The 11,975-nt window shown below is 41.6% G+C and carries 14 protein-coding genes; 4 read left to right on the forward strand and 10 right to left on the reverse strand.

Features of this window, described 5'->3' with window-relative positions; all coding sequences use genetic code 11:
* Window positions 1-488 precede the first annotated feature (488 nt).
* From rpsI to zapE, 3 genes are all read right to left on the reverse strand, one after another.
* Window positions 489-881 (reverse strand): 30S ribosomal protein S9, encoded by a 393-nt coding sequence (rpsI, locus tag VOI46_RS13935; protein ID WP_024600778.1) that lies wholly within the window; start codon window positions 879-881, stop codon window positions 489-491.
* Between the two features lie 8 nt (window positions 882-889).
* A complete protein-coding gene (gene rplM, locus VOI46_RS13940; RefSeq protein ID WP_004589103.1) occupies window positions 890-1,318 on the reverse strand; it encodes a 50S ribosomal protein L13 in 429 nt (142 codons plus the stop codon).
* Window positions 1,319-1,603: 285 nt separating this feature from the next.
* Window positions 1,604-2,692, reverse strand: coding sequence for a cell division protein ZapE (zapE, locus tag VOI46_RS13945; protein WP_004589102.1), 1,089 nt, complete (start codon window positions 2,690-2,692; stop codon window positions 1,604-1,606).
* A gap of 135 nt (window positions 2,693-2,827) precedes the next feature.
* Between zapE and VOI46_RS13950 the strand changes: the two genes are divergently transcribed.
* The 3 genes from VOI46_RS13950 to VOI46_RS13960 all read left to right on the forward strand — a co-directional run bounded on the left by VOI46_RS13950 (window position 2,828) and on the right by VOI46_RS13960 (window position 5,956).
* Complete coding sequence (locus VOI46_RS13950) at window positions 2,828-3,271, forward strand: YhcB family protein (RefSeq protein WP_004589101.1); 444 nt, start codon at window positions 2,828-2,830, stop codon at window positions 3,269-3,271.
* Window positions 3,272-3,420: 149 nt separating this feature from the next.
* A complete protein-coding gene (locus tag VOI46_RS13955; RefSeq protein WP_004589100.1) occupies window positions 3,421-4,773 on the forward strand; it encodes a Do family serine endopeptidase in 1,353 nt (450 codons plus the stop codon).
* A 100-nt stretch (window positions 4,774-4,873) separates the two neighbouring features.
* A complete protein-coding gene (locus tag VOI46_RS13960) occupies window positions 4,874-5,956 on the forward strand; it encodes a trypsin-like peptidase domain-containing protein (RefSeq protein ID WP_004589099.1) in 1,083 nt (360 codons plus the stop codon).
* Window positions 5,957-6,099: 143 nt separating this feature from the next.
* Here VOI46_RS13960 and murA read toward each other — a convergent pair whose 3' ends face one another.
* From murA to VOI46_RS13995, 7 genes are read right to left on the reverse strand one after another with little or no spacing between them, the layout of a single operon-like run.
* Window positions 6,100-7,359 (reverse strand): UDP-N-acetylglucosamine 1-carboxyvinyltransferase, encoded by a 1,260-nt coding sequence (gene murA, locus VOI46_RS13965; protein WP_004589098.1) that lies wholly within the window; start codon window positions 7,357-7,359, stop codon window positions 6,100-6,102.
* A 13-nt stretch (window positions 7,360-7,372) separates the two neighbouring features.
* Entirely contained in the window at window positions 7,373-7,630 is a 258-nt protein-coding gene (locus VOI46_RS13970; protein ID WP_004589097.1) for a BolA family protein, read from the reverse strand.
* A gap of 5 nt (window positions 7,631-7,635) precedes the next feature.
* The gene (locus VOI46_RS13975) at window positions 7,636-7,929 is read right to left on the reverse strand and encodes an STAS domain-containing protein (RefSeq protein ID WP_004589096.1); all 294 of its coding nucleotides are present in this window, start codon (window positions 7,927-7,929) and stop codon (window positions 7,636-7,638) included.
* Window positions 7,922-8,602 (reverse strand): ABC transporter substrate-binding protein, encoded by a 681-nt coding sequence (locus VOI46_RS13980; RefSeq protein WP_004589095.1) that lies wholly within the window; start codon window positions 8,600-8,602, stop codon window positions 7,922-7,924. The genes VOI46_RS13975 and VOI46_RS13980 overlap by 8 nt, the downstream gene beginning before the upstream one ends.
* 5 nt (window positions 8,603-8,607) lie before the next feature.
* Entirely contained in the window at window positions 8,608-9,156 is a 549-nt protein-coding gene (gene mlaD / locus VOI46_RS13985) for an outer membrane lipid asymmetry maintenance protein MlaD (RefSeq protein ID WP_004589094.1), read from the reverse strand.
* Between the two features lie 13 nt (window positions 9,157-9,169).
* Window positions 9,170-9,949, reverse strand: a complete 780-nt coding sequence (gene mlaE, locus VOI46_RS13990) for a lipid asymmetry maintenance ABC transporter permease subunit MlaE (protein ID WP_004589093.1) — start codon at window positions 9,947-9,949, stop codon at window positions 9,170-9,172.
* Window positions 9,949-10,740, reverse strand: coding sequence for an ATP-binding cassette domain-containing protein (locus VOI46_RS13995; RefSeq protein ID WP_223230609.1), 792 nt, complete (start codon window positions 10,738-10,740; stop codon window positions 9,949-9,951). The genes mlaE and VOI46_RS13995 overlap by 1 nt, the downstream gene beginning before the upstream one ends.
* 266 nt (window positions 10,741-11,006) lie before the next feature.
* On the opposite strand from VOI46_RS13995, the gene VOI46_RS14000 reads away from it, so the two are divergent.
* Entirely contained in the window at window positions 11,007-11,975 is a 969-nt protein-coding gene (locus VOI46_RS14000; protein ID WP_004589091.1) for a calcium/sodium antiporter, read from the forward strand.

The raw sequence follows: 11,975 nt of genomic DNA on the forward strand, positions 1-11,975 counted from the left end.
TTCGAAATTTTTAAAATAGAAGCGATCATAATTAAAACCCTTGATTAAAACAAGGTTATTCACAGCCTCACGCTCGAATAACCCGACTTGATCAATAGTTTGATAAAGTAAGCTCGAGAATAAAGCCGAATGACTATAATAGCGCTTCTGTAAAAACAATATACTGACCAAGATCAACCCCACTACGAGGAAACAGATAAACTGTACATGGTGATGTTGAACTTGCTCATACTACTTGCCAGCCAATTGTAGCAAAAAATTCCACCAATTAACTGATGGATTTACACTAATTGCGATAATTATTTAACTTTTTTGCAGCGAAATGGGTATTTTAAAGCTTTCGTACATTAAATACGCAGTATTTATAAAATATGATCAGCGCCTAGCCTTAAAAAAGCAGGCTTGAGGTAGGTAAGTACTTAAATTTTAATGCCAAAAACAAAAAACCCAGCATAAGCTGGGTTTTTGAATTCTTGATAACGTAAAAATTAACGTTTTGAGAACTGTGGACGCTTACGCGCTTTCTTAAGACCCACTTTCTTACGTTCAACTTTACGTGCATCACGTGTAACAAAACCTGCTTTACGAAGTTGTGGACGTAATGACTCGTCAAACTCCATAAGTGCACGAGTGATACCGTGACGGATAGCACCAGCTTGACCAGTTGTACCACCACCGGCAACGGTGATGTGAAGGTCAAATTTTTCAGTCATGTCAACAAGCTCAAGAGCTTGACGAACAACCATGCGTGCTGTTTCGCGACCAAAGTACTCTTCTAAAGAGCGCTTGTTGATTACGATGTTACCAGTGCCTGGGCGTAAGAATACGCGAGCACTTGAACTTTTACGACGACCTGTACCGTAGTATTGATTTGCCATGATAGTGCTCCTTAAATGTCTAGAACCTGAGGCTGTTGTGCAGCATGGTTGTGCTCAGTACCTGCGTAAACTTTAAGTTTACGGTACATAGCGCGGCCTAAAGGACCACGTGGCAACATGCCTTTAACAGCTTTTTCGATGATCATTTCAGGCTTTGCAGCTTGAAGTTTATCAAAAGTAGTAGACTTAAGACCACCTGGGAAACCAGTATGAGCGTAGTACACTTTATCTTTGAATTTGTTACCAGTTACAGTAACTTTCTCAGCGTTGATAACGATGATGTAATCACCAGTATCTACGTGTGGAGTGTATTCAGCTTTGTGCTTACCGCGTAGGCGATGAGCGATTTCAGTAGCGATGCGACCTAAAGTTTTACCTTCAGCGTCAACTACGTACCAGTCACGTTTTACTGTTTCTGGTTTAGCAACAAACGTTTTCATTTATAAAAATCCAATGTTTTTCAATTAAAACCACAGGCAGTTATTATTAACTACCGCTCTAAGTATGCTATAACCCCTTCGAGTTTTAGACTTTAGCGCCGCTCACAAGTGGCTAAACTATATGAGGACATAGAACGCAACGTGGCAGACGCGGGAGTATACCAGCACTTAAAACACATTGCTACCGAGCGGTTGTTTTTTCCACAAGAAAATTACAAAAACTTATGCATTTATATAAAAACAACAATAAGGCCACTTTAAAGAGTCGATACAGTCGTATTAGCGCTATGCTAAATGCTCTTTTGCTAAATACTCTAAAGACTGCATTTCTTGCAGGCGGCTAATGCAGCGCTTAAATTCAAAGTTAAGATTGCCTTGGGTATAAAGCTGCGTGATCGGTTTTTCAGCCGAAATAATTAATGTTACATGGCGTTCGTAAAACTCATCCACTAAAGCGATAAAGCGCCTAGCTGCATCATCATTATTTTGTCCAAGCTGTTTAACATTAGAAATAATAACAGTGTTATATAAGCGGCTAATTTCCATGTAGTCGACTTGGCTACGTGCGGTTTCGCACAATTCGCTAAATTCAAACATCACTACACACTTGGCCACTTTGCGTGTGTTGATTAAGCGCCCTTCTATTTCTATGGGTTGATCAAGCTCCCCCGCCTCTGGCGAGAGCTTATCAAAATATTCAAATAAGTTTTTATCGGCTTGCTCATCTAACGGGCTGTGAAATATTTCGGCTTGCTCAAGTGTACGCAAGCGATAATCAATACCAGAGTCTACATTTACTATTTCTGTGTTCGCTTTTACCAGTTCAATGGCCGGAATAAAACGCGCACGCTGTAAGCCGTTTTTATATAAATCATCAGGCACTATATTAGAGGTAGCGACTAATACTATATTGCGTGCAAATAATGCCTGCATTAAGCCGCCGAGTAACATGGCATCTGTAATATCTTGAACAAAGAATTCATCAAAACAGATGATATCGGTTTGAGCTTTAAATATGTCGGCAACAATTTCCAGTGGATTGCTTTTATTATTTAGCTTTTTTAGTTCATCGTGAACTCGGTGCATAAAGCGATGAAAATGCACGCGCATTTTACGCTCACCTGGCAGCGCTTCGTAAAAGGTATCTACTAAATAGGTTTTACCACGCCCTACACCACCCCAAAAATAAAGCCCTTTAATTGACTCAGGTTCGCTTTTATTAAACAACTTTGCAAAAAAGCCTTGTTGCTGTGGTTTTTTATTTGTGAGGTCATCGTATAAACGTTGTAAATGGCGCACTGCATTTTCTTGTGCTTGGTCATGTACAAAGTCATCGCGCTTAAGATCTTGCTGGTAAGTTTGCCAAGGAGTCATATCTAATTACATTTTAAACACAGTTTAATTTGCACAACATATTAACACGCATCTTAACTCGGGGTATATTACCCACAGGATGATTTATATTTGAATCAGGCATTATTAGATATTTTTTCCCAAAGGGGTAAAGTTATGGGCACAGTTACGTGGGTAGGTTTAATTATTATTACTGCTGTAGTGGCATTTTTTGTTGGTGCATTCGTTACTAAAAAGCAATTTAAGCAAGATGAATTAAAAGAACAAGCCGAGCAAGCACAAAACGCGCTTGAGCAGTATCGCCAAGATGTGGCCGATCATTTAGCAAGCACAGGTAAGCTTGTGAATAAAATGAAAGAAAACTACGACCAACTACTCAGCCATGTTGAAGAAACCAATCAACTCTTACTTGATGATAAAAACAAAGCGCCTAGCGAGCCGTTTTTCTCTAAAGAAACAACAGAGCAATTACAAGCGTCTTTAAAAGAGCGCGAGGTTGACCGTTCATCTGCACAAGCACAACCTGCCGATTACGTCTCGGGTGAGTCTGGTTTATTTGCAGGGCAAAATGGCGATACAAAACCTGCAAAAGCCTCTTAACACACTGAGCACGCTAAAATGTTAGTGCTATCTTGAGGAACTTTTTTTTGACCCCATAGTCTTTAAATGTAACAGCTTTATATTTAAATTCGAAAAGGCTGCTTATGCAGCCTTTTTGCTTTTCCTGTGATGTGGAGTACACCCTGACTATGAAAATGAAATTATCACTTATTAGTGCTGCAATCTTATCTACAAGCTTATTACTAAGCCCAATGGCCTCTTATGCAAAACTGCCTATTGCAGTTAACGGCCAACAATTGCCCACACTTGCGCCTATGCTTGAGCAAATTACCCCTGGCGTTGTGAGCATTCAGGTTTCTGGCTCAAAAGAAGTGCGCCGCCGTGCAGACCCGCTTGAATACTTTTTTGGAAACCCTCAGCCACGTAGTCAAAAGCGCCAATTTAGTGGTTTAGGCTCAGGGGTTATTATTGATGCCGACGAAGGCTATGTAGTAACAAATAACCACGTAATTCAAGATGCCGAAAAAATGGTGGTAACGCTAGAAGACGGCCGTGAATTTGAAGCCACCAAAATTGGTACCGATAAAGAGTCTGATATTGCGCTATTACAAATAGATGCAGATGACTTAACCGAAGTTAAGCTGGCAAATTCAGATAAATTGCGTGTCGGCGACTTTGCAGTAGCAATTGGTAATCCATTTGGTTTAAGCCATACAGTAACCTCGGGCATTGTAAGTGCATTAGGGCGTAGTGGTTTAAATATTGAAGGCTACGAAGACTTTATTCAAACCGATGCAGCTATTAACCAAGGTAACTCAGGAGGCGCTTTAGTTAACCTAAATGGCGAACTCATTGGTATTAATACTGCTATTTTAGGTGCCTCGGGTGGAAATGTTGGTATTGGCTTTGCCATTCCATCAAATATGATGAAAAACTTAGTCGACCAAATTATTGAACATGGCGAAGTACGCCGTGGCTCACTGGGTATTTCTGGCCGCCCACTTGATGCAGGCCTTGCAAAAGCACAGCAACTTGACGTTAAACAAGGTGCTTACGTTATGCAAGTAATGGATGATACCGCAGCAAGCAAAGCAGGTATTAAAGCTGGCGATGTTATTATTAGTATTAATGGCAGCGATATTAGTGGCTTCCACGAGCTGCGCAGTAAAATAGCAACGTTAGGTGAAGGACGCGAAGTTAAATTAGGTATTTACCGCGATGGCAAAGTAAAAACTATTAAAGTAACGCTTGATGGTGCATCGGGTGTAACCGCCGCAGGCGATGAACTGCATCCTGCATTCCAAGGTGCAACGCTTGAAAACGTGCAAAAAAATGGCACTAAAGGTATTGAAGTCGCCACAGTAGATCCGCGTTCTCCTTCTGCACGTGTTGGTCTTGAAGAAGGTGATGTGATTGTTCAAGTTAACCGCCAACGTGTAGAAAACATTCGTCAAATGAACAAAATTATCGAAGATACCCAAGGTAATATTGTACTTGGCGTTAAGCGTGGCAGAGAGTCTATCTTTGTACTTATCCAATAAGTAACACGTTATAAATAAGCAATAAAAATAACAGCAGCACTTGGCGCTGTTATTTTTTTTGTGCCATCATAAAGAATTGCTCACTAACAATAAGAATCTCGTGCTGAAATTACTAAAATTTGTACTTCCCCCTTTGTTTGTCGGTTTAGGTATCGCTTTTTTAGTGGTTTTTTTCAGCCCTAAAATGCGCGCCTCTTTACTCCCTAATGTTCCCTTGCCCAGTGCTATGAGCTCGAATCACCTTAGTTTTGCTGACGCAGTTAAACGTGCTGCACCGTCGGTAGTAACTATTTTTTCAGAAAGCATTTCTAAAGAGCCTCGCTATAAGCAACAAAACACCGTTCAAGAGCTTGGCTCTGGCGTAATTATGGCGCAAGACGGCTACATATTAACTAACTACCACGTTATAAATAATGCAGATCAAATCTTGGTTATTTTAACCGATGGCCGACGCTTTTTTGATGTGCAGTTAATTGGCTTTGACACCATTACCGATTTAGCCTTATTAAAAATTAACGCCGACCACCTGCCGGTGATCCCCGTAAACGATAATTACACCACCAGTGTAGGTGATGTAGTGCTGGCCATTGGTAACCCACTCAATTTAGGGCAAACCATCACCCAAGGTATAATTAGTGCCACCGGTAAACAAAAAATTACCGATAGCCCTTATAACAACTTACTGCAAATGGATGCTGCTATAAATGTAGGTAACTCTGGCGGTGCTTTGGTTAATTCAAATGGTGATTTAGTGGGGATCACGTCTGCGCAGTTTAAAACTCGTGAAAATCTTAATATCCAAGGAATATTTTTTGCTGTTCCCTATTCGCTCGCTAAAGAAGTAATGGCAAAGCTAATACGCCATGGCCGTGTAGTGCGTGGCTATTTAGGCTTTGAAGGCACTGCGGTTGATAGCACGGGCAAAGAGGTAAACGACAGCCTTACTGAGGTTGCTGGTATGCGCATCACCAATTTAGACCCATTAGGTCCTGCATGGCAAGCTGGCATTGAAGAGCAAGACATCGTTATTAAAATTGCAGGGTTAAGTGTCGCCAACCCGCAAAAAGTACTCGAAAAAATAGGCAATACACAGCCCGGTAAAGAAATAGAATTTGAGCTGTACCGAAACGGTAAAGTAGAAAAAATAATGGTTAGAGTTGCAGAGCTCGAAACTAAACTCTAACCAAAATGGCAATAAAAAGGTCGGATAGCAATACGCGTATCCGACCTTTTTTATGTCTAAAGTAAACTGTGTTTAACCCAGCGCGCTTAATTAAGCGAGCATGCTCTCACCTCAAAACAAATAAATATTATTGCGAATGGGTATTAGCTACTTCTGCGCTTAATATTGGCACCTAAGCCACTGAGTTTATCTTCAATGCGTTGATAGCCTCGGTCTACGTGGTAAATACGATCGACTACCGTTTCACCTTGCGCCACAATACCGGTCAAAATTAAGCTTGCAGAGGCGCGTAAATCGGTTGCCATTACTTGTGCGCCACTTAAACTTTGCGTTTCACCACAAATAGCGGTGTGCCCTTCTAAACGGATATTAGCGCCCATGCGTTGTAACTCTGGTACGTGCATAAAGCGGTTTTCAAAAATGGTTTCGGTAATTGTTGCACTACCATTAGCCACTACATTTAACGCGGTGAACTGCGCTTGCATGTCGGTTGGAAAACCAGGGTGTGGCATGGTTTTAATATTAACGGCTTTGAGCTCACGATTACGCATATCTAAATAAATGCTGTCATCGTTTACTTCAACTAATGCATTCGCGGCACGTAATTTTTCAATAACAGGCTCAAGTGAATGAAAATCTGTTTTTTTACAAAGTACTTCGCCTGCAGCCATCGCTGCTGCAACTAAAAAAGTGCCCGTTTCAATGCGATCAGGTAAAATGCTGTGCTCACAGCCACCTAAACGCTCTACGCCGTCAATTTCTATACGGCTTGTACCTGCACCAGTAATTTTTGCACCCATAGCAATTAGGCAATTGGCAAGGTCAATAATTTCGGGCTCGCGTGCTGCGTTTTCAAGCACCGTTTTACCATCGGCAAGTGCTGCGGCCATTAGTAAGTTTTCGGTTGCGCCAACACTGACCATTTCCATGAAAATTTCAGCGCCTTTAAGGCGACCTTCTACCTTTGCATTGATATAACCGTTTTCAACGTTTATTTGTGCGCCCATGCGCTCTAAACCTTGAATATGTATATCAACCGGACGTGCACCTATAGCACAGCCACCAGGTAGCGATACCTGCGCCTCACCAAAACGCGCCACTAATGGCCCAAGTGCCAAAACAGAGGCACGCATTTGCTTAACTAAATCATAAGGAGCAAGCGTTTTATTAACGGTCGCGCCATCAATATACAGTGTATCGCCTTGCCAATTTACAGTTGCGCCTAAGGTGCTTAAAAGCGCCTCAGTGGTCACAATATCGCGAAGGCGAGGAACATTCGTAAATGTACTTTTACCATCGGCAAGCAGTGCGGCAAACAAAATTGGTAATGCGGCATTTTTAGCGCCAGAAATAGTTACTTCACCCGCAAGTGAAGTGCCACCTTGAATTACAAACTGATCCATTAAGAGGCCTTAACTATTGAGGTAAAATAAATTTTTGTTCACGCTTCCACTCAGTTGGCGTAAATGCACGAATTGATACAGCGTGAATTGTACCGTCTGAAATAGTATTCATTAATGGGCCATAAACTAGCTGTTGCTTTTTAACGCGGCTTAAACCGTCAAAGCACTCACCTACTGCAATTACTTCATAATGGCTACCATTGGCTTTTACTTTTACTTCAGATAATTGAAGTTCGTCGCGTAATAATGTTTCGACTTGGCTAGTTTCCATAACTCTCACTCAAATAAAGTTGTTACCTGACCCAACTGCATTAAATTTTGCAATTGCTCAGGTGGATTTTGCAATTCAAGGCGTGTGCCCTGTTGCTTAAATTTAGCAAAAGAGTGAATTAACCAAGCTAAGCCCGCTGTGTCAACCCTCATTACCTCACAAAGATCAAAATAGATGGTTTTATGCTTACTTAGTGACTTGGCGTTCAGAAGCTGTTCATTGCCAATTGAGCTGCGGGTAAGTTCACCACTTACCCTATAGTGCTGCTCATCTACTTGGCTAATTGCCAATTTAGTCATTGCTGTTGTTGCCTCTAAATTGCACAGGTAACTGGCTCTTTTGCTCTAGTAATTTGCTTACGTGTGCAATACCTTGCTGGCGTAAAATACCTTGTAGCTCACTTTGTTTTGCATCGAGTAAGCTAATTCCTTCTGCAATCATATCGTATGCGCGCCACTCGCCGCTGCGATCTTCACGCACTTTAAAATCAATTTTTATGTCAGGCTTGCCATCTTCTGTAATTTTAGTTTTTACTACAACTACATCTTTGCCTTTAAATGGTTGCTCTGCGCCAAATTCTACATGTTGGTCAGTGTATTGAGTAAATACCCCCGCGTAAGTAGCAACTAAATAGCCTCTAAACGCGCCAATAAATTCTTGGATATCTTTAATTGCTTTGGCTTTTTCGGCTTCATCGGTAATTGCACGCACTTTAGACACTTCACTACCCAACACACGAAGTGCTGCATATTTGTAGTCTATGTAAGGCATCAGCTCTTCTTCTACAATAACACGAAGGTGCTCTTTATCTTTAGTGATAAGCGGTTGATCTTTTTTAATGCGCTCAAATGTATGCTCTGCTACCTGACGCACCATTTTGTTAGGATCTGTCAGTTTAACTTCGGCTGCGCTAACACTTTGCACAGCTAGGGTTGCACCAAGTGCAATAACGGCTAAAAACTGTTTCAACATAATAATTACTCACTACCTTGGTTGAATAAAAACTGCCCAATTAACTCTTCTAAAACAAGTGCAGACTTAGTATCTGTGATTGAATCACCATCACCTAACGCTTTGCTCTCTACGCCAAATAACTCATCGATTGCTTGATCTTGTGCGTTTTCGGTTACTGTTTCACCTAAACAGCGCTGCTCTGCTGCATTAGGAGAAATAACAGGGTGAATACCTAAGTACTGCTCCCCTAAAATACCCGATGTTAAAATTGAGATTGAGCTAGTGTCTGAAAAACGACATAAATACTGTGCATCTATCGTCATATTTACCACAGGCAAAAACTCCTGTGGGTGTACATAAATAGATTCAACACGGCCAATCACTACACCGCCTACTTTTACCGGTGCACGCGCTTTAAGTGAGCCGATATTTTCAAACTTTGCATTTAACGTGTAGGTTTCGCCCGACCCGCTAATACCCGAATTAGCCACTTTAAGTGCTAACATTGCAAACGCTAAAATGCCTAATGCGACAAAAAAGCCAACTAAAATCTCTAATTTCCGTGAATTCATTATCTATACCCTATTAGCTGGTAAACATTACCGCTGTCAAAATAAAGTCAAACCCTAATACTGCCAGTGATGAGTGTACGACTGTTTCTGTTGTTGCTTTACTGATCCCTTCTGAGGTTGGGGTACAGTCGTAGCCCTTATAAAGCGCAATCCAGGTCACTACCATGGCAAATACAAAACTTTTTATCATGCCGTTTAATACATCTTCTTGAAACGATACTTGCGATTGCATTATCGACCAAAAGCTGCCGGTATCTACGCCTAACCAATCAACCCCAACTAAATGAGCACCGATAATAGCAACCGCAGAAAAAATAAGTGCAAGCAATGGCATACTAATAAAACCTGCCCAAAAACGCGGTGCAATAATGCGCTTGAGAGGATCAATGGCCATCATTTCTAGTGAAGAGAGTTGCTCGGTGGCTTTCATTAAGCCTATTTCTGCCGTTAGCGCACTTCCAGCGCGACCAGCAAATAATAGCGCTGTAACCACCGGGCCTAGTTCGCGTAATAAACTAAGCGCAACTAATGGGCCTAGGCTGTCTTCGGCGCCATAGCCAACCAATACAGTGTAACCTTGCAGCGCAAGCACCATACCAATAAACAAACCCGACACCATAATAATTAATAATGATTGCGAACCAACCATATAAAGTTGGCGCACTAACAGCGGTGTGCCTTTTTTAAAGTTAGGTACATTCCACAATGCATTAAAAAGCATGTTGGCAGAGCGCCCTAATGCAGCAAAACGCCCCAGCGTTTTATGACCTAACTTTTGAAATAAATCCAACATTAAGCGTTTTCTCCTAACAGCTCATCAGCATACGTTTGTGCAGGATAATGAAATGGCACAGGCCCATCCGATAACCCTTTTAAAAACTGCTGTACTAATGGAGATTCATGATTACGCATTTCATCCGGTGTCCCTGCCCCTATTACGCCTTGATCGGCAATAATAATAACGTGATCGGCAATACTCATTACCTCCGTCACATCGTGGGTTACAATAAGGGATGATAAACCTAGCACTTCATTTAACGACTTAATAAGCTTTACCAATACACCCATAGATATTGGGTCTTGGCCGGCAAAAGGCTCATCATACATAATAAGTTCTGGGTCCAGTGCAATAGCACGTGCAAGTGCTGCTCGTCTAGCCATACCACCAGAAAGCTCAGAAGGCATTAAATCTTTAGCACCGCGTAAACCCACCGCTTGCAGTTTCATTAATACGACTAGTTTAATTAACGCTTCACTTAACTTGGTGTGCTCTCGCAGAGGAAATGCAATGTTGTCAAATACCGACATATCAGTAAATAACGCACCGCTTTGAAACAGCATGCTCATTTTGGTTCGTGCCGCATATAACTCTTTGCGCGACATACTAGGAATACTGCCACCTTCGAATAAAATATCGCCGGCGTCAGGCTTAAGCTGCCCACCAATTAAGCGTAGCATTGTGGTTTTGCCAATTCCGCTTGGCCCCATAATCGCTGTTATCTTACCTTTAGGAACACTAAAACTCATATTTTTATATATGGTTCTATCGCCTCGCGAAAAGCTAACATCCTTGACTTCTACTATTGATTGCGACAAGTCGCTCTCCGTAACAATGTTCACTCGTGCTCCTATTTTAAGGGTTTTTTAGCCAAGATGGAAAAAACAATTCGTAAGATTTTGTAATACGCCTACAAAAAGCGCTCTAAGGCTGAAGTAAACTGCCTTAACCTTTGCTTAAGCGCATAAAATTCACGCACTGCAATAGTAGACCCTGCTCTTTTGCTTATACTTTCATGTTGGCTTTTGTTACTATTCGCGCCATCTGTATTTTGAACATCTGGCTTAACATAATGGTTACCTCGTTTGTTATTTTAATTCTTGGTTTTGCTGCACTTGTGTGGAGCGCCGACCGATTTGTATACGGTGCGGCAGCGCTTGCTAAAAACTTTGGAGTCCCTACTTTAATTGTTGGCTTAACGGTTGTTGCTATGGGTTCTTCGGCCCCTGAAATGATGGTATCGGCCTCGGCTGCTTTGGCAAATAAAACCGACACAGCGGTCGGTAACGCGGTAGGTTCAAATATAACAAACATCTTACTTGTGTTAGGTATTACTGCGCTGCTACGCCCTTTGAGTGTGTCATCAAGCACTTTAAAACGCGAAATGCCGCTTGTTATGCTGGTATCCTTGGCTACGTGGTATGTATTTTCAGACAACTACTTCTCACTCACCGAAGGGGTGGCATTGCTAGTTGCATTTGCTGTGTTTATTGGCGGCTTGATTGTGGTTTCTTTGCGCGCCAAAAATCAAGATGACCCTTTTGTTTCAGAAGCCTGCGATGAGGTTCCTAACGATGTACCAACTAAAAAAGCCGTTTTATGGCTAATTGTCGGCATGGTTTTATTGCCTGTTAGCTCACACTTTTTAGTTGGTTCAGCAGTCGATATTGCTAAATACTTTGGTTTAAGCGACTTAGTTATTGGCTTAACCATTATCGCCATTGGCACAAGCTTGCCTGAACTTGCAGCTTCTGTAGCGGGTGTACTTAAAAACGAAGATGATTTAGCCCTAGGTAATATTGTGGGCTCAAATATATTTAATATTTTAGCGGTATTACCACTTGCAGGTATTATTAACCCATCAGTGGTTGACCCGTCACTTGCAAACCGCGACATACTTATTATGTTAGGTGCTACGCTTGCGCTTATTATTATGTCATTGAACTTTAGAGGTTCTCAGCGTATCAATAGAGTAGAAGGTGGCCTATTACTCATCGCATTTTTGGCGTACCAAGGTTATATTTTTAGTCAAGTAGGGTAA

This window comes from Pseudoalteromonas sp. CuT4-3 (assembly GCF_035666335.1).
Classification (GTDB): Bacteria; Pseudomonadota; Gammaproteobacteria; order Enterobacterales; family Alteromonadaceae; genus Pseudoalteromonas; species Pseudoalteromonas atlantica.